General features: G+C 63.5%; 14 protein-coding genes. 9 read left to right on the forward strand and 5 right to left on the reverse strand.

The window, feature by feature from the left end; translation table 11 throughout:
• Nucleotides 1–303: 303 nt before the first annotated feature.
• The 4 genes from SH412_RS16570 to SH412_RS16585 all read right to left on the reverse strand — a co-directional run bounded on the left by SH412_RS16570 (nt 304) and on the right by SH412_RS16585 (nt 5,323).
• Nucleotides 304–1,062, reverse strand: coding sequence for a glycosyltransferase family 2 protein (locus SH412_RS16570; RefSeq protein ID WP_336519130.1), 759 nt, complete (start codon nt 1,060–1,062; stop codon nt 304–306).
• Nucleotides 1,049–2,500, reverse strand: coding sequence for a hypothetical protein (locus SH412_RS16575; protein WP_336519131.1), 1,452 nt, complete (start codon nt 2,498–2,500; stop codon nt 1,049–1,051). The genes SH412_RS16570 and SH412_RS16575 overlap by 14 nt, the downstream gene beginning before the upstream one ends.
• A gap of 253 nt (nt 2,501–2,753) precedes the next feature.
• Nucleotides 2,754–4,028, reverse strand: coding sequence for a hypothetical protein (locus tag SH412_RS16580; RefSeq protein WP_336519132.1), 1,275 nt, complete (start codon nt 4,026–4,028; stop codon nt 2,754–2,756).
• Between the two features lie 44 nt (nt 4,029–4,072).
• Nucleotides 4,073–5,323: a hypothetical protein gene (locus tag SH412_RS16585; RefSeq protein ID WP_336519133.1), complete on the reverse strand. Its 1,251-nt coding sequence runs from the start codon at nt 5,321–5,323 to the stop codon at nt 4,073–4,075.
• A gap of 185 nt (nt 5,324–5,508) precedes the next feature.
• Between SH412_RS16585 and SH412_RS16590 the strand changes: the two genes are divergently transcribed.
• Together SH412_RS16590 and SH412_RS16595 are read left to right on the forward strand one after the other, a co-directional pair.
• Nucleotides 5,509–7,137 carry a DUF1549 domain-containing protein gene (locus SH412_RS16590; protein ID WP_336519134.1) on the forward strand — a complete coding sequence of 543 codons (1,629 nt, stop codon included), beginning with the start codon at nt 5,509–5,511 and terminating at the stop codon, nt 7,135–7,137.
• 103 nt (nt 7,138–7,240) lie between these two features.
• Nucleotides 7,241–8,494, forward strand: a complete 1,254-nt coding sequence (locus SH412_RS16595) for a DUF1501 domain-containing protein (protein ID WP_336519135.1) — start codon at nt 7,241–7,243, stop codon at nt 8,492–8,494.
• Nucleotides 8,495–8,582: 88 nt separating this feature from the next.
• On the opposite strand, the gene SH412_RS16600 is transcribed toward SH412_RS16595, so the two are convergent.
• Nucleotides 8,583–9,008 carry a hypothetical protein gene (locus tag SH412_RS16600; RefSeq protein ID WP_336519136.1) on the reverse strand — a complete coding sequence of 142 codons (426 nt, stop codon included), beginning with the start codon at nt 9,006–9,008 and terminating at the stop codon, nt 8,583–8,585.
• Nucleotides 9,009–9,715: 707 nt separating this feature from the next.
• Between SH412_RS16600 and SH412_RS16605 the strand changes: the two genes are divergently transcribed.
• The 7 genes from SH412_RS16605 to cyaB all read left to right on the forward strand — a co-directional run bounded on the left by SH412_RS16605 (nt 9,716) and on the right by cyaB (nt 18,792).
• Nucleotides 9,716–11,248: a sulfatase family protein gene (locus SH412_RS16605; RefSeq protein ID WP_336519137.1), complete on the forward strand. Its 1,533-nt coding sequence runs from the start codon at nt 9,716–9,718 to the stop codon at nt 11,246–11,248.
• A gap of 112 nt (nt 11,249–11,360) precedes the next feature.
• Nucleotides 11,361–12,497: an MraY family glycosyltransferase gene (locus SH412_RS16610; protein ID WP_336519138.1), complete on the forward strand. Its 1,137-nt coding sequence runs from the start codon at nt 11,361–11,363 to the stop codon at nt 12,495–12,497.
• A gap of 51 nt (nt 12,498–12,548) precedes the next feature.
• Complete coding sequence (locus SH412_RS16615; protein WP_336519139.1) at nt 12,549–14,813, forward strand: O-antigen ligase family protein; 2,265 nt, start codon at nt 12,549–12,551, stop codon at nt 14,811–14,813.
• A 188-nt stretch (nt 14,814–15,001) separates the two neighbouring features.
• Entirely contained in the window at nt 15,002–16,147 is a 1,146-nt protein-coding gene (locus SH412_RS16620) for a DUF1573 domain-containing protein (RefSeq protein ID WP_336519140.1), read from the forward strand.
• 115 nt (nt 16,148–16,262) lie between these two features.
• Entirely contained in the window at nt 16,263–17,867 is a 1,605-nt protein-coding gene (locus SH412_RS16625) for a multiheme c-type cytochrome (protein ID WP_336519141.1), read from the forward strand.
• Nucleotides 17,864–18,199, forward strand: coding sequence for a DUF971 domain-containing protein (locus SH412_RS16630; RefSeq protein WP_336519142.1), 336 nt, complete (start codon nt 17,864–17,866; stop codon nt 18,197–18,199). The genes SH412_RS16625 and SH412_RS16630 overlap by 4 nt, the downstream gene beginning before the upstream one ends.
• 26 nt (nt 18,200–18,225) lie before the next feature.
• Nucleotides 18,226–18,792, forward strand: coding sequence for a class IV adenylate cyclase (gene cyaB / locus SH412_RS16635; protein ID WP_336519143.1), 567 nt, complete (start codon nt 18,226–18,228; stop codon nt 18,790–18,792).
• Nucleotides 18,793–18,818: the final 26 nt, after the last annotated feature.

Raw genomic sequence — 18,818 nt, forward strand, 5'->3', positions numbered from 1 at the left:
TTCAAATTCCAAGACGGAAGATTTCACGCAAAGACGCCAAGAAGAGACAATCCCTCGAAAAAACGAGCCGCGAAGGGTGGAATCTCTGAGAGATTTCATTCGCGTTCATTCGTGCAATTCGTGGTTCTGACCTCTTCTCCGCGTCCTCCGTGTCTCCGCGGTGAAATCTTCTTCTTCCGCGAACGAAGCTGAAAAACGCAAGTCCTGCCCGGAACTGATCTTCCGCCCGCCGGCCTGAGTCTTCCGAACCAGGTATCTTAGTCCCTCGGTCCGAAAATGTCTGCCGAGGCCCCCGCCGCCCGACTACTGGCGCTCCGGCCGCCACCGGCGCCAGCGCCACAGAGCCTTGATGGCGGTCCAGCCGTCGCGGAGGCGGATCTTCTTCCCTTCCGCCACCGTCCGCGGCGAGTAGTGGATCGGGACTTCGACGATCGAAAGCCCCATCCGGGCCGCCTTGGCGGTCACTTCGGGGCAGAACTCGAATCCGTCGCAGACGAGCTCCATTCGGTCCAGATCCCGCCGGCGAAAGACCTTGTAACACGTGGCCTCGTCGGTCAGCCGGACGCCGTACAGCCAGCGAACCAGGGAATTGATCACCGCAATCCCGCCGGTCGCGATCAATCGCCCCCGAAAGCCTTGCGTCTGGACCGCGTGATAGCGTGAGCCGTAAACCACATCCACGGTCCCCGCCAGCAGCGGCGCCAGCAGGGCCGGATAATCCTGCGGGTCGTACTCCAGGTCGGCGTCCTGAATGATCACGTAGTCCCGGTCCGCCCGCGACAGCCCTGTCCGGATGGCGGCCCCTTTGCCGCGGTTCTGCGGGTGCTGGCAGACGACGACTTCGGGGCGGTCTTTCCACTTTGCCAGGCAGACCGCCGTCTCGTCGCTCGAACCGTCGTCGACCACGACCACCTGCCCGACGAGCGGCACCGCCAGGATCCGTTCGAGAATCAGATCGATCGTCCGGTCCTCGTTGTACGCCGGGACGATCACGGAGAGAACTCCGCGGTGCGGCCCCTGAGGCGGCGTCGCGGGCGCACTCGCCGCACTAGGCGCCGACATGGGAGGTCTCCTGCCAGGAGACCCGCAGTCCGCGGCCGATCACCTTCGCCCAGCACTTCCAGCCCACCAGTCCGCCGACGATCAGGACCGGCTCCAGAACCATTCGCAGCCGATAGTTCGGAATATCCAGCGCCCCCGACAGCAGATCCATCACCAGCAGCGTCAGGACCACCACCACGCCGGCCCTCCAGACGCCGGGCAGCAGCAGCAATCCCACCGCTCCGACAAGTCCCGCCAGACTCCCCAGTTCGATCGCCAGCAACCGGTTTTCCAGCCCCCGATCAAGCCATTCCGCCCGGCGAGACCTCGCCTCAGCCGTCCCCCAGACGGTCTGTCCGACCGGGGTCGACTCCGCCGTCAATTCATCGCCGTACAGATACAACTTTCGATCGTACGTCGTTCGCCAGAAGTCAATCTGCCGCCAGATCGCTCGGAAGGTCGTTCGGAGCGGAGCGGTCCAGAACCCCTGCACCGCCACCCGCTGCATCAGTTCATCCGCTTCCGCATCCGACAGCCCCGATCCGGTGAGTGCGTGCGAGGTCGTCCAGTTCACGCGCCAATCGTCCCCATGAACCCGGTCTCCCAGCAGGTTCCGCACCCGGTTTCCCTCCTCGGTCTCCGGCAGCGCAGGCCCCGTGGGACGCCCGGGGCCGAACACCGACATCCACAGCTCGCGACCAAGGAAGATCGACGGAGAGAATTTCCCGAACACCTGCTGATTCCTGACGCACCACGGCCCTACAATCAATCCGCCCATGACGCCGACGATTGCCAGTCGGAACGCCAGACCGCGAAGCTGCGCGCCCCGGGTTGCCAGCGGGAGAGACTCCAGCAGTGCGACGGCGGCCACGACCGGGGCAATCCCGGCGTTGGCCGGCCGGATGATGGTCCCCAGCGCCAGCAGGCCTCCAATCAGCCCCCACCGCAGCCAGACCCGTTTGGGCGATCGTCCCGTGAGCAGGATCAGCGTGCCGAGAAACACCGGCTCGTAGAAGGATTCGGTGAGGATCGTCCCGGCGAAGCTGGGAGCCGCCAGACTGACGCAGCGCAGCGCGAGCGCCGCATTCACCAGCCAGATCTGCCGGCTCAACTGCCACACCCACCAGCCGGTCAGCAGCGTGGCGATCCAGACTGCGCCATACTGCAGCACGCCGACGACGCGCCAGCTCGCGGCCCCGCAAACCGCCTGAATCGCCCCCAGACACCACGGATAGCCGGGGGTTCGAAAACCGACCGGATTCTCGATCATCCACAGGTCGCCCCGGGCCACCTGCGCCCCGAGCCGCCAGTACAGGATCGCATCCCCGTCCACAGGGGCCGGTCCGCCCCCTTCCAGCATGGCGAGCTTGATCGCCTCCAGCATGAGCAGCAGGGCTGCGACGGTCCCTGCCAGAAGGGACGGGCGGGCTCGAGATCGCGGAGCGGCGAGCGGAGACAACCTGCCGTCCTCAAGAAGCTGACATCCGGGGGAGAATCTGCGACGAAGTCGAGGGGGAGCCCCGCAGAACCAGGGGCATTCAGACTTGCAGTATCCAACCCCCGCAGACGCGACACAAGCCAGCAACATTCAGCGCGAGACATCGCAGGCTGGGTCGTCGAGGACTCCGACTCCAGCCACCCCACCGAATTGAGCCTGAAATGCGGCCCCGATTTCGAGTTTCGAATTTCGTGCTTTACGGCCGTGGGGGCACCTACCTCAGGTACTCACGAAACCAGGCCCGGTACCGCGCGAGCCGCGGGTCGGCGGTGCGATTCGCGGCCGGGACGCAGTCTTCGACGAAGACTCGTTCGAAAACATAGGCGGCCACTTCATTCGGATGGTCGATGCCCGGCGGCGCCAGCATCGCTTCGAGGGGCTCCCGGAACTCCGCCAGCGGGTGCAGCCGGGGCTCGCCGTCCGCTTCGACGACCTGCCATCCGTCGCCTTGACGCTCCACATCGACCGCCACCGGCCAGAAATCCGCCCCCATCCGCGGGACGGGGCGATCTGACTTGAGCAACGTCCGCGGCCAGACCACCCGCTCGGTTCCGTCCGCCGATTTCACCGGCAGCAACCAGCCGAGATCGAGGGCGTCCGGGTTTCCCATCTGCCGTTCCGTCAGCCACGCATTTGCCGTGACCTGCCCCCGGCGGAAGCCCATTACGGTTTCCGCCAGGTTGGCAAAACGAGCGGGCAACTGCCGTTCGAGGACATGGATCTGCTCGTGGATGAACGTCCGCCCGACCGTGCTGAGCGCCTTTTCCCGAGTCTCCTGCCGCGCCGCGACAATCCGGGACAGAAAGCGCTCGCTCGTCACGATGTACGTCGCGCGCGTGTGCGGGAAACCGGCACACAGGTCGCCGCGGACTTTGAGAAACCGCCAGGGAGTGTCGGCGAGCAGTCCGTATTGCTCGCGGCAGACCTCGCGAATCTGGCCGACAAACCAGCGAACGGCTTCAGCCTCTTCAGGCGTGAATTCGAGCACCGCCGCCACAAACCGCCGCCGAGCTTCCGCGCGGCACGCGGCAAGGTCGCCGGCGACGGCCTCGCCGGTCATCGCGGCGATTTCCAGGGATTGCAGCTCCGAGAAATACGGTTCGAAGGATTCGTCGAGAATCAACGTCCTGCCGTCTTCGGCAGAGATCAGGTCGCACGCCGGCAGCCAGAGCGGACTGTCCCGGCCTGCAATTCGCTCCGCCAGCGGAGCGAGCGACAAATCCTCGGCGTCTGCGATCTTTCCGACGCCATCCTTCACGGAGCCAGCCCGATCAGCAGTCCCCTCCACCAGGATCGGAACGATGTGGCCGACTCCGCGTCGAATCTCTGCGCTCGTATCCACAGCCACGTTGCGTCGATCCAGAATGACAATCCGTCGGGACTTGTCGTCCGAGATATTGATCCGCTGAACCGGACCGTTGATCCGGTCAAACTCGTGCTCGAACTGAACTTTCTCGCCCGCAATCCGCAGTGGCTGCACCAGCAGCACGCGCTCGTCGTCGGCCGTGGCGATTCCGCAGCAGACGGCGGCAATCAGAATGGTGCAGGCAGCAGCAAGGCGTGGTGCTCGAACAGCACCCGCCGACCGTAGGCGCCGATGGAGGGAGTGAAAAAGAGCAGGAAGACGTAGAACGCCAGCAGCGGCGCCAGCAGCAGTCGCATTGTCCATTGCAGTAATATCCAGCTTCGGGTCGTCTTTCGCACGGCCCGGCCGTACGCCCAGCCGATCAGAATACGGGCCGGATAGATCGATGCAATAAAGATCGGCGTTTCGAGCCAGATCGCATCCCGCGGCAAGGCGGCCACTTTGAACAAATACAGCGGCAGCGACAGAGCATAGAGCAGCACGATCGAGAGCTGGAAGCTGATCGGCGTCCGCCGGAAGGCCTCGCGGATCGCCCGGAGTTCAAAACCGGCGGCAAACCGCCGTTCGGACGCCAGTCGGGCCTGCAGGAATGGCGCCCAGGCGAGGACTGGAATCAGCAGCGCCCCGCCCACCAGCGTCAGAATCACCTGCCCCGGCTGGCTCGGATCCTGCATCACCGCAAACAGTGCGGTAGGAATCGCCAGCCAGATGAAAGCGGCGGCAAAGCCTTTCAGCCCCAGGAGAAAGTGAGCGGGAATCTGGAGCGACTTGAAGAAGTCCCGGACCGCAGCGTTCGCCGTGAGCCAGTAGTCCCCCTCGCGGAACTGCCGCCGGAGCCAGAGGACGTTCTTGAGCGGTCGAAAGAAGCAGCCGAAGCTACCGCCGCGCGACGAGGCCAGGATCAGATGCAGGGAGACGGCGGCGGAAACCAGAAATGCCCCGATCCGCCAGGCCCCGGCAATGCCCGAACCAGGTGCGATGATCGCCGCATCGACTGCGGCATCCGAGATCCAGCGGACCGGAATCAGCCAGAGGGCGACGCCCACTGCAATCGAACCAAGTCGTGAAGCCAGCGGCAGCAACGGCAGGCAGTACCTCAGCTTGCCGGTCCGGGCAACGCGTCCTTCGGCTTCGAGCAGATATCCCAGCGCCAGGAAATTGAACAGCGGCAGTGCGGCCAGCACTGACAGAAACAGGAACAGACTGATGAGGCCGAAACCGATTTCGGTCACCCAGGCCACAAACCGCAACGGGTTTCGCCACGGAATGGGGCACGGAGGAACCGCCGCGAAGCGCGATTCCGACACAAATGCATCGTCGGACAATGCCACCGGGGCCTCATTGATGACCCGCTCCTCCGGCGGCTCGTCGAAGATCGGGGGGGCGGGCACGGCGGATTCCAGGGTCGCAGACGTCATAGGGTCTTCTCCGACGGGGCCAGCGGTTTCCGGCCGATCATTCCAACTTACCCCATCGGGCCGCGGCAGGTTGCAGGATCTCGGAGACGCCCGAAAATGAAACCCGGCCTGTCCCGGAAAGGTAGACTGGAAAGACGGAGGCCGTGACACGCTCCTCCAGCACGCACTTCTCGGAGAATCGGCAAATGCCGACTTTACCACGCCCGAAACAGTTTGGACTGCCGCTCCTGGTGGTGCTCGGCGTGCTGGGACTGGTGGGCTGGTCCGGACGCCCCCCGAAAACGCTGCCGTTGCCCGAACAGCCGATTGCAGACGATTCGTTTGCCACGTCGCTGGCGGCGGTCGACCGCGCCCTGACCGACCGCTGGGAACGGGAGGGACTCATTCCCGCCCAACCCGCAGACGATCTGACCGTACTCCGTCGGTTAAGCCTGACCCTGCACGGCACCGTCCCGTCGCTGGAAACGATCCGGCAGTTCGAGGCCGACGACCAGCCGCACCGGATTGATCGCTGGACCGGGCGGATGCTGCAGGATCCGCGGTTTGGCGACTACTTTGCCGAGCGGTTCTCGCGGGTGCTGGCCGGCGCCGAGAACGGGCAGTTCGTCCTGTTCCGCCGGGACCGTTTCAACGCGTGGCTCTCGAAGCAGTTTCTGGAGAATCGCCCCTGGGATGAGATGACCCGCGAGCTGATCGCCGGCCGAGGTCTCTGGACCGACACCCCCGCCACAAACTTCACCACATCCGCAGCGGACGAAGGAAATCTCGACTCGAACAAGCTCGCCGGACGGACGGTTCGTGCGTTTCTGGGACAGCGGATTGACTGCGCTCAGTGCCACAACCACCCCTTCGCCGAGTGGAAGCAGCAGCAGTTCGAGGGACTCGCCGCCTGTTTTTCCTCCGCGCAAGTCACCGTGCGAGGGATTCAGGACAATCCGAACAAGAAGTTCGAAGTCGAAGACCGGATGACGCTCGCAAAACGAGAAGTTTCCCCCGCGGTCCCGTTTGCGCAGGAGTGGTGGCCGGCAGAAGGAACGTCTCGGGAACGGCTCGCCGCATGGGTCACGCACCCCGACAACAAACGTTTTGAGCGGGCCATCGCCAATCGCATCTGGGGTCTCGCGCTGGGCCGCCCGTGGATCAGCCCGGTGGACGACCTGCCGGATCCGCCGGAAACGGCCGAGGAGCAGGACGTCCTCGACATCCTGGGCCGGGACTTCCGGGAGCACGGTTACGATCTGCATCGGCTGATCCGCCTGGTGACGGCGTCCCGGACATTCCGACTTTCCTCGTCGCATCCGGCCTGGGATGAAGGCGAAGCAGGCGAGACCCTCGAATCCAACTGGGCGGTCTTTCCGCTCTCCCGGCTCCGTCCGGAACAGATGATCGGCTCGATGCTCCAGGCCTCCGCGATTAAGACGACCGACCAGAACTCGCACCTGTTCCTGAGAATCATTCGATATGCCCGCGAACGGGATTTCGTCCGCGACTACGGCGACCTGGGAGACGAAGAGCTCAAGGAACGGTCCGGGACCGTCCCGCAGGCGCTGCTGCGGATGAACGGGGAATTCTCGAAGGAAATGAGCGAACTCAGCCCGGTAAGCGCCTCCGGACGAATTGCCGTGATGGCGCCGACCGACGAAGCGGCCATCGAAATCAGTTTCCTGACCTGCCTGACCCGGCGACCAACAGCCGAAGAACGCGATCACTTCTTATCGCAACTGGCGCCCCTTCAGGGCGATGCCCGCGGACCGGTGATCCAGGATCTCTACTGGACCCTGTTCAACGCGGCCGAGTTCTGCTGGTTGCACTGACCGTAGGGTCCGCTGTGTGCGGACCGAAATTCCCCGAGTTCGATTCATCCCATCGGAATGGTCCTCACAGCGGACCCTACGCAATACCGGGATCGAGACCATCATGAACCTCCATCGACGACATTTTTTACAATTGGCCGCCGGGCTGGGGCTGTCATTCGCCGTGCCGGGACTCGGCCTGCGGGCGGCGGAACGCCGCGGCGCCGAACGGCAGAAGTCCCTGATCACGCTCTGGATGGCCGGCGGGCCGAGCCAGCTCGAAACGTGGGATCCGCATCCCGGAACCGAAATCGGCGGACCGACGGGGGCGATCTCGACAACGTTGCCGGGCGTGCAGATTGCCGACCTGTATCCGCGGGTCGCGGAACAGATGGCCCACCTGTCCCTGATCCGCTCGCTGGTTTCCAAAGAAGGCGACCACGAACGGGGCACCTATATGGTTAAGACCGGGTATCGTCCCGATCCGACGCTGATTCACCCCAGCCTGGGAGCGATCGCCGTCCACGAACGACCCGACGACCGAATCGAGATTCCGCAATACGTCTCGCTGGGGAACTCCGAGTTCCCGTCGCGGGGCGGATTCCTCGGAGATCGCTTCGACCCCTATCGCATCGCCGCGGCGGGGCAGGACGCCCAGAACCTGAAAAAAAGCGTCGATGAAGAACGGCAGCAACGCCGACTCGCGAACCTGGACGTTGTCGGAAAGTCGTTTGCCCAGGGTCGCAGGCGGAAAGTCGATGCGACTCTGCATCAGCATACGATCGAAGCCGCCTTGCGGATGATGACCTCGGAACAGCTCGATGCCTTTGATCTGAGCGCCGAACCGGAAGCGGTCAAACTGGCCTATGGCGACAGCGACTTCGGCCGCGGCTGCCTGGTCGCCCGCCGGTTGGTGGAAACCGGGGTCCGCTCGGTCGAGGTCAATCTGAACGGATTCGACAGCCACGCCGAGAATTTCCTGGCCCATCGCAACCGGGCGAAGGATCTGGACCCGGCCCTCGCCAGCCTCGTGCAGGAACTGGTTCAGCGGGATCTCTGGCAATCGACGATTGTGCTGGTGATCGGGGAATTCGGTCGGACGCCGAAGATCAATCCCCTCGACGGACGCGATCACTGGCCCACGGGGTTTTCCTGCCTGGTGGGGGGGGGCGGATTGAAATCCGGCGTCCTGATCGGCGAAACCGATCCGACCGGTCAGAGAAAGGATCCCAGCGACCCGATCGAAGTTCCGGCCCTGTACGCCACAATTCTGCAGGCGCTGGGCGTCGACTACGCCAAGGAGTTGCTGACCCCCGTCGGCCGGCCCATGAAACTGTGCGCCGGTAATGTCATTCCGCGGCTGGCGGCCTCAGGCTGAAGCATTTCCCGAATCATCGTAAAACTTAACCCCGGAGCCGCAGGCACTCCGGGGTCGGGTGATTCCACTCGGGAACTCGGCTGATGCGTCACTGACTCGACCGACGACCGAACGGATCTTTGCCGGACTGCACTTCAAAAATCGGCAGCACCATTAGCCGGATTTCCAGCGGCTTCCCGTCTGGACCCAGCGGCGGAGCGGCATCCGCCTCCGCCTGGTCGGCGAGTGCGACTTCCCCTTGTTCGCGGTAGCAGAGGCTCAGGTCCATCAGCGCCCTCTGGTTGAAGGGGGCGGGGAACAGCTCCGCCGCTTTCCGCAACGGATCGATCGCGTCGGCAAAGTTCGCCTGCGCCTGCAAGGCTTCGCCGCGGAACAACTGGGCAATCGCCTCCAGCGGTCCCGCGTCTGTTACTGCATCCAGTTCCGCCAGAGCGTACCGGGGCAGATCCAGTTGGAGGTAACCTTCGGCGGCGGCGAGCCGCCGAACGACTTTATTGGCTTCTTGAGTGTCCATCGCGGCCTCCATCTCTGGTGGCACAAGTCCGTCACTGGGGGTCCATCGCAGGGCCACGCTTCCCACAATCACCTCTAATGCAAAGAACGTACCAGCCAGACGCCAGGGTCACTGCATCCGCAATTCCCAACGTGAAAAGTGACATTTCCCACCGCAAAAGGTTCACCTGCACGGGTGACACATCCGCCACAATGGCAGCGACCGATGGAACGGCGACGCCCGATAGAATCCGCAAACCATTTCCCGAAAAACACTTATGAAACTCCGATGTCGTTCGCTGGCCAACTTGGCAGTCCCTGGTAGAATTCCCATCGCCGCAGGAAATTCCACGTCCTCTGAAATTCTTGCCAGTTCCCCGGACAATTCCAGCACAATCAGGTCGGGAATTACACCGCGCAATCGCCACCAATGTGACGGCGCATCGCGACGACTTCAGTCGCCGGACGGCCCTGATCGCCCCACCCGGTCGAAGCCGTAGTCTTTTACCACGGCCACGATTCCGGGCGATCCCGGAGAGTGAACAGGGCATAGCAAGCGGGGAATCGTCAGAGGAAGTCTCGCTGGTTTTGCTTTTTTCTGGCGACTCGCGATTCCTCATCCGCTCTTCGCTCAACCCGAAGTCCAGGCTTTGGCAAAGCTGCAGCAGGGTTTCGCCCACGTCCCGGCGACGGCAGAATGAGCCTCTGAAACTTCTTCAGGAGCTCGCCATGACTCTCCGTCGCGCTGTCCTCTCCGCGTCGATTCTGCTCGTCGTCTCCTTCGTCGGCACGGCCGCCGCGGCGCCGCCCAACGTCCTGCTGCTGTTTACCGACGACCACGCGGCCCACGCCATGAGCTGTTATGGGTCGAAGGTCAACAAGACGCCACATCTGGATCGGATTGCTCAGGAGGGAATGCGGTTCGAGCACTGCTATGTGGGAAACTCGCTGTGCGGCCCCAGCCGGGCGACGATCCTCACCGGCAAGCACAGTCATAAAAACGGCTTCAAAAAGAACGGCGACCGGTTCGACGGCAGCCAGATGACATTCCCCAAGCTCCTGCAGCAGGCCGGCTACCAGACGGCGATGATTGGCAAGTGGCACCTGGAGAGCGATCCCACCGGGTTCGACCACTGGGAAGTCCTGGTCGGACAGGGGCCTTACTACAACCCGCCGATGATCCGCAACGGCGAGCGGGTCAAACACGAGGGGTACACGACCGAAATTATCGGCGACCTGACGCAGCAATGGCTCGACCGGCGGGATCCCAACAAGCCCTTCCTGCTGATGACCCAGCACAAGGCGCCTCACCGCGAGTGGCAGCCGGGACCCAGATACTTCGACATGTACAAAGACGAAGAAATCCCCGAGCCGGCCACGCTGTTCGACGACTACGGCGGACGGGCCTCCCCCGCCCGGACGCAGACGCTGAGTATTGCCCGCGAAATGAACGACCTCGACCTGAAGCTGGTGCCGCCTAAGAACCTGACGCCGGAGCAACTGAAACTCTGGCACGCCGCGTACGACGCCGAGAACGAGGCTTTTCACAAAGCGAATCTGCAGGGAAGCGAGCTGGTCCGCTGGAAATACCAGCGTTACATGAAGGACTACCTGCGCTGCGTCGCCGCGGTCGACGATCAAGTCGGCCGGGTTCTCGACTATCTGGACCGCAACGACCTCACGAAGAACACCGTCGTGATCTATGCCTCCGACCAGGGATTCTTCCTGGGAGATCACGGCTGGTTCGACAAGCGATTCATGTATGAAGAATGCTACAAGACCCCGTTCCTTGTCCGCTGGCCGGGCGTCACGCATCCCGGAACGGTCAACCGGGACCTCGTCTCCAATCTCGACTTTGCCCAGACGATCCTGGACATCGCAGGGGCGAAGGCCGATCCGGAAATGCAGGGACTGAGTCTTGTCCCGCTGCTGAAGGGGGCAACGCCGAAAGACTGGCGGAAGAGCCTCTACTACCACTACTACGAATTCCCCGCAGTCCACAGCGTACAACGGCATTACGGCGTCAAGACAACTCGCTACAAGCTGCTGTATTTCTACCATCTCGGAGAGTGGGAGCTGTTCGACCTGGAACGCGACCCGCACGAACTCCACAGCGTCTACAACGACCCCGGCTACGCTCAGGTGCAGCAGGAGTTGATCGGGGAACTGCAGCGGCTCCGCGAGGAGTACCAGGTCCCCGAAGACCCGAAACCGGTCGATCCCCCTCCCGGCGCAGCCAGGAAGAAGAAAAAGGCTGCCTGACCAAGCTTGCCTGCACCGGCGAGATTTCCGGCAATTCGGTCGGTCGTATCGTAGACTCTTCCGGTGCCGCGATTTGTCGGCGTAATGTTCCGAACCAGCGATCGGGCTGACAGTGAAGTGGTTCTTCGTTCTCGCGTGCCTCCTGCCGGCCTTCTGGGTCTCTTTCCTGGCCACCTGGGGCATGCGCTGGCTCTCGCCGCGACTGGGACTGATCGATAAGCCCGCCGCGCGGAAGGTTCATCGGGTTCCGACGCCGCTGGGGGGCGGCGTCGGCATCATCTGCGGCGTGCTGCTGCCGCTGGCGGCCGTCCAGGTCTGCCTCTGGCTCTGGAGCGGCAACCCGCCGACATGGATCCCCCTGGAGCTGCGACAGCATCTCCCCGGCGCGATTTCGCGGACCCCGGAATTGTGGGGCGTCCTGGCCGCGGCGGGAGTCCTGGCGGTCATGGGGCTCTGGGACGATTTCCGCCCCCTCCCCTGGCAGCCGCGGATCGCAGTTCAATTCCTGATGGCGTCGCTGGTCGTCATGTCCGGCGTCCGTGCGACGCTCTTCATGACTAACCCCTGGATCGGCGGCATTCTCAGCGTTCTGTGGCTGGTCGTGCTGGTCAATTCGTTCAACTTCCTCGACAACATGGACGGGTTGTCGAGCGGAATCGCTCTCATCGTCAGCGTGATGTTCGCCGCCATGATGCTCCTCAAGCCGGGCGATCCCCGCTGGCTCGTGGCCGGCTTCTTCCTGGTTCTGGCGGGCGCGCTGCTCGGTTTTCTCTGCCACAACTGGTCGCCGGCGCGGATTTTCATGGGGGACTCGGGAAGCTATTTCCTGGGATTTACCATCGGCAGCATGACCCTGCAGGGGACGTTCTATACCCCGGAATCGAGCCACGACCACGTCATGCTCGCCCCCCTCTGCGTCCTGGCGGTCCCCCTCTACGACACGCTGTCGGTGATCTGGATCCGCCTGCGCGAAGGCCGCAGTCCATTTCAGCCCGACAAGAAGCACTTTTCCCACCGCCTCGTCGCGCTGGGACTCAAACCCGTTCAGGCCGTCCTGACCGTGCACCTGACGACGCTGACGACCGGCATCGGCGGTCTGCTGCTGTATGCCGTTCCGGACTGGACGTCAGGGGGGCTCGTGCTGGCCAGCGTCGCCTGCATTCTGGCGATCATCGCGATTCTGGAATCGGCTCCGCGTCCCGCCATCGCTCCGCCGCCCTCCCCGACCAATCCCGGCGCCGCCGACTGAACGAGCACTTCGCCGCATCCTGCAACGACACACTCGCGATTCCGGAACTGCATGCCCTCACCAGCCGCCACTCTCGGCCCCGCCACGGATCGGCCTCAGGCCTGGCTGCAAGGCATGGTCGTTGCGCTGCTGACGGCGGGTTGCTTCCTGCCCACGGAGGGAGCAGCTCAAGGGGATACGCTCTGGCTGGCGTGCCTCTGGATGTCTGCGGCTTCCATTGCCGGATTCCTCGCACGAAATTCGTCGCCCCTCCCGACGTGGCGACTCGTCGACACCGGCGTCGCGCTGTTCGTCGGCGGCCATATCCTGTCGGGTTGCCTGGCGCTCGCCAGCGGACCCGACCGCTACACGGCGTCGATCCTGCTCGTCGAATGGATCGGTCTGGCCGCCGCCTGGTTCGCCTTGCGAACAGCCTTCTGCGGCGCTGGCCTTCCCGATCAGATCCTCTCGATCGGCCTCCTGATCGCCGTCACGCTCAGCCTCTACGGAGTCTGGCAGTATGCAGTGCTGTATCCGTCCCTGGCGGCCGAATACGGCCCCAAAATGGAACTGGTCCGGACACTCGGAGCGGACTCACCCGAGGCCGCACGGGCCGTCCAGGAGCTCCATGCGGCGGGCGTCCATGTCGAAGGCTCCGCGCTGATCCTGTTCGAAAAACGGCTGCGCGACAGCCGGGAGCCGTTCGGTCTATTTGCTCTCGCCAACACGTTTGGCGGATTTCTCGCCGTCTGGACGCTCGTCGGTCTCGGGCTCTGGCGTCAGATCGGGTCGGCCATATGGTGGAAGCAGCTTACTCTCCTGCTGCTCATCACGCTGATCGCCGATTGCTTGTGGCTGACCAACAGCCGGACCGCATGGGCGGGACTCGCGGTCGGTCTGACCGGCATGCTGGCCGGTAGCCTGCAACGTCGACCGGCGTTTGGTTGGTTGACGCGGGCCTGGGCCATCGGCGTCGGCGCGGCGGCCGTCGGCGTCGTCTTGTATGGAATCCTCGGCGACTGGCAGAACACGTCCCTTCCCGGCCCGCTGAAGTCGCTGGTCTACCGCTTTCAGTATTGGCGGGGAACCTGGAACTTCCTGCAGGACGACTGGCTGCCGGGGTCCGGGCTGGGCCAGTTTCGCAGCCACTACGTCGCACACAAGCTCCCGGAAGCGAGCGAAGACATCGCTGACCCCCACAATCTGTGGCTCGACGCCTGGTCCAACGGCGGACTGCTGGCTCTGATCGGGCTCGCCGTGTTCTTCCTGGCAGCGGTCCGCCCGATCTGGAACCGTGCGGCCGTCGAGGACGAATCCCAGCCGCCATCAATCAGTCCCACCTGGAATCCCCTCCTCGTCGGCGGCGCCGCCGCGGGCATGACGCTGGCATTCCTTGGTCCGTTTCTGCTGCTGTCGGAATGGAACGACGCGCCGCTGGTGCTCCTGTTCGTCTGGGCGTCCCTGATGGGTGCGAGTTCTGTAGCGGGACTTGTTCCGATTGCCGTGCCACTGGGCGCTTTGCGATTTCTGGCGGCGCTGGCGACGGTCACACTGGGATTCCACCTCGTCGGCGCTGGCGGAATCGGGCTGCCGACGGTCGTCCAATCCCTGTTCCTGCTCGCCGTCGCCACGCTCCCCCTGACGCAAAGCACTGCATCCAGTGAAATTGCGATCTGGCGACAGCGGGCCATCGGCAGCGGTTTCGTCCTCGGCACATTGTTCGCGATCGGGTTCGTCGCGATTCCGGTCCAGCTCGCCCGGATTCATCTGGATGCCGGCGACAGAAGTGTCAGTAAGGACCGACGCGACTTTGCAGGGCGGGCCTACCGTGAAGCGGCGGCGACGGCGCCCCTGTGGGTCGAACCGTGGCTGAGGATCGCCACCCTCGAAGAACGGGCCTGGAAAGCTGCAGACCGTCGTGACGAGGCCCGCTTCGACGCAGCGGTGGACGCCATTGAGGCCGCGTGGCGCAGAAATCCCGGCAGCCACCTGATCGCTCAGCAGGCATCCCGGTTGTGGACCGAGCGCGCCGAAGTCACTGGCGCAGCAGGAGATCGCGAACAGGCCGTCGCATGGGCTCAAAAAGCCGTCTCGGCCAGCCCGACGAGCGCCCTGCTGCAGGCGGAACTGGCCATTTCGCTATCGGCGGCGGATCGCGAGTCCGCTGCCGGCGACACCGCCCGGAGGGCGCTCGTCCAGCAGCAAATCAACGAAAGCCAGGGACACGTGGATCGATATCTGTCGCCAGAACTGCTGGATCGGCTGTCAAAGCTGAGTGCCCGTCGGGAAGGGGTGGAATCGCCTCCCGAACAGGGCGGAACTTCGCCTCAGCCGTAAACTTCCAGCACCTCGGCCGAAATTCACGTAAAGAGGTGACGGCCGGTTGTTGCAGCCGTCCCGATTCGCCCTAAAATGAAGTCTCATCAGCAAATGCGAAATTCCGCGTCAGGTTCTGCAGGCAAACTGCAACGGCCTGAGCCCTGACCTCGTTTCTTCGTTTTCTTTCCTCACGTTTCGGTAGTGACATGAAGCCCACCACGATTGCGCTGGCTCTGTTCTTCACCGCATGTGCGTTGACCATCACCGTCTGGCTGACGAGAAGCCCAGGGCAGGCGTCGATTCCGGTGGTGATTCCTCCCGAACCTCCTGCAGATCCCGGTCCCGCGATTTCGCCGACCGGACCCTACCCGAAGGCGGTCACGCCCGAGCTGGACTACGATTTCGGCGCTGCGCAGCACATGTCCGAGGGGACGCACACGTTTGTGATTCGCAACGAGGGCGAAGCTCCCCTCGTCGTCGTAGCCCGCGAAGGGGACAGCTCATGCCAGTGCACGCTCGGAAAAGTCGATGGCAACGAGCCGATCCCGCCCGGCGGGGAGCAGACGGTGACCTTGAAATGGACGATCAAGGCAGACGTCCAAATGTTCCGACAGTGGGCGAAAATCCGCACCAACGATCCGGAACGGAAGGAGATCGAGCTCACCATCCACGGGCGCGTCGAGAAACTGCTGGCGGTGGTTCCCGCGGAAGTCTGGGAAATTGGCGAAATTCGTGCCGGCGAGGGCGCGACGGCGACCGGCGCCATTTATTCGGGGTTGTTGGACAAATTCGAAATCGAAAGTGCGACGTGCACCAACCCGGCCGTCTCGGTCACCTGGGAACCTGTCTCGGCCGAAAAGCTGGCCGAGAAAAATTCCAAGTCGGCGTTCGAGCTCAAAGTGCATGTGAAACCGGATGTCCCCATCGGACCGTTTAACGAACAGGTCAACGTGTCGATCGCGGGGGATCACAAGCTGAACTTCCGCGTGAAGGGAGTCCGGCCCGGTCCGATCGACGTAGTGGGGCTCGGCTGGCATCCCGACGGCAGCAGGCTGGTCCTGGGCGAATTCGCCGCCGACAAAGGCAAAAACGCTAGACTCTTTCTCTACGTCCGGGGATTCGAGGGCGACCTCGAGATCAAGTCTGTCAAAGCGGACATGAGCCCGGCGAAATTCACGCTCGCACGCGACGAAAAGTTCGAGGGGGCCACCAAGCGCTACGAGCTGAAGATCGAGATTCCTCCGGGACCGCCGGCCGCCCGCCAGCGTTCAAAGGCGGACAAGATCAGCTTCGAACTCAATCACCCCGACGCGGCGGAATTCCTGCTGTTCCTCGACTACCTGGCCCTTTAGCATCCGCTCCGGGACTGCTGTCGAACGGAAGAGGTGGATCTGGTAGTCTAAGCATTCTGGAAGGTCCCGACTCCACGTCGCGGAGCATTCCTGGAGTTGCTTCACGGAGGAAGGCATGCAGGCGCTCTCGTTTCGCTCAAGTTCGACTCCGACCCGCTGGCTGGTCCTGGCGGGCCTGTTCGTCTGCGGTTGCGAGGCCAGTAAAACGACGCCGGGAACGACTCCAACGACCTCCGCGGGGAAAACGTCGACGATTCCCGCGTCGACCGACGGAGAGGCCAAGGCCTCGACTGAGTCACATCCCCCGGCGGAACCCAAACCGCTGCTCGACGGCTGGGAAGTTCCCGCCGCCGCACTGCTGCTGACGGGCGAACAACACGGCTACTTCGAACCGTGCGGCTGTACGCTCGGGCAATCGGGCGGCATGACCCGTCGGGCCAGCCTCGTCCGGCAGCTCGAAGACCGCGGGTGGAAAGTCGCAGGCCTGGATGTCGGCGGAACGCTGCGTCGGGCTCGCCAGCAGGATCAGATCAAGTTCGACACCATTCTGACCGCCTTGAACGATCTCCACTATGAGGGACTGGCGGTCGGCGTCGAAGAGCTCCGTCTCGGGGCCGATTTCCTCGCGTCAAAACCACAGAACTCACTGGCGCTCCTCTCCGCCAACGTAGTCCTGTTTGACCTGCCGGACCTCGGAACCCCCAGGGCCTTCAAGACCTTCACGGTTGGCAACCTCAAAGTCGGGGTGACAGCGGTGCTTGGCGACAGCCTGAAGGCCGAAGTCGCCCCTGCAGGAGTCAACACCAACATCACGATCAAGGCTCCGTCCGAGGTCCTGCCGGGGGTGATCCAGCAGCTTCAGGCGGAAAAGCCTCAACTGATGGTGCTCCTCTCGCACGGCTCGCTGGCCGAAGCCGAGGCCCTGGCCAAAGCCTATCCTGAATTCCAAGTGGTTCTGGCGGCCGGAGGTCCGGGAGACCCGGCCGGCCGACCGACAAAAGTCGGCGAGACTTGGGTGATTCAGGCCGGGCATAAGGGGCGGTACGTGGGCGTGCTGGGAATCTACCCGGACGCCACTCCCCAGTTGAAGTTCGAGCTGGTCAGCCTGGACGCCAAGCGATTCCCTGACGACGCGAAAATGCACGAGCGGATGCGTGAGTACCAGCAGCGTCTCAAAGACGAAGAAATCTGGAAAAAGGATGAACTGCTGATCCGGCATCCGGAGGGGCTCAAGTTCGTCGGCGCCGACCGTTGCGGCGAATGCCATACGAAGGCGTTCGCCGTCTGGAAGGAGACGAAACACGCTCACGCGTGGGACTCGCTGATCAAGGGGCACGCCCGCCCGGAAGACAAGGACTATATTTCGCGGATTTACGACCCCGAATGCCTTTCCTGCCACGTGGTGGGCTGGGAGCCGCAGGAAATGCTTCGCTACGAGTCCGGATTCTTCGATGAAGCGACGACGCCCCACTTGAAAGGCCAGCAGTGCGAGCACTGCCACGGTGCAGGCAGCGCCCACGTCGCGCTGGAAACTCAGTTCCAGGAAGATGCAGCGGCGGTGGATGGCGAAAAACTGAAGACGCTCCGCGCTTCGATGCGGCAGACGCTCGAACAGGCGAAAAAGTCGACCGGCTGTTACTACTGCCACGACACCGACAACAGCCCGAACTTCAAGTTCGAAGAGTATTGGGACCAGATCAAACATGAGGGGAAGGATTGATCCCCGCCCCCAGTCAGCTCCGCGCTCATCGCGACGACCGGGTCTTCGAAATCGCCTGGCCCGACGGCTCGGCGTTCCGATTGCCATTTCACTTCGTGCGCTGCGAATGCCCCTGTGCGGTCTGCGTTGACGAGATTACCGGCGTGCGGCTGCTCGACCCCGCCGCCGTCCCCGCCGAAATTCAACCGGTCCAGCTCGCCTTTTCAGGGAACTACGCACTGAAAGTGACCTGGAGCGACGGCCACAACACCGGGCTTTACACCTGGAGCAAACTCGCGGAGTTGTGTCGGCAGAAAGCGGCCATCGCGATCGCTTCCGGCTCTGCCCCTTAACGCCCCCTGCTGATCGGAAACCGGACGTGACCTGGGAGGTTGAGCTGAAGTTCGCCGTTGGTGACCGTGGCGACCTCGTCCCGGAGCTGCAGCGGTTGGGTGCGGTGGCCGCCGGTGAATCCGAGCAGGTTGACACCTACTACGCGCATCCCTGCCGCGATTTCGTGCAGACCAACGAAGCGTTTCGACTGCGGACCGTCGACGGACAGCACTGTCTGACGTACAAGGGTCCCGTCGTCGACCGGACGATCAAGACGCGCCAGGAAATCGAAATCCCCTGCGGCAACGGCGAGGCCAGCGAATCGCAATGGCGATCGCTGATCGCGGCTCTCGGCTTCCAGACCGTCCGCCAGGTTCGTAAATGCCGTCGCCGGTTTACGCTGGTCCGCGACGGACGCCACTTCGAATTCTGCCTCGATCACGTCCCGCCGCTCGGGGAATTCGCCGAGATTGAAACCCTGGTCGAAACCGGCGACCGGGACGTGGCCCGCGAGCTGGTCTGGTCGCTGGCGCGCGAGCTGGGGCTGTCGACGGCGGAGCCGCGGTCTTACCTCGAACTGCTCCTCGCGTACGATCGCGACTCGAACAGTTGAAATCCCGCCGGCAAATTGTACTATCC

This window comes from Planctellipticum variicoloris (genome assembly GCF_030622045.1).
Taxonomy (GTDB): domain Bacteria; phylum Planctomycetota; class Planctomycetia; order Planctomycetales; family Planctomycetaceae; genus Planctellipticum; species Planctellipticum variicoloris.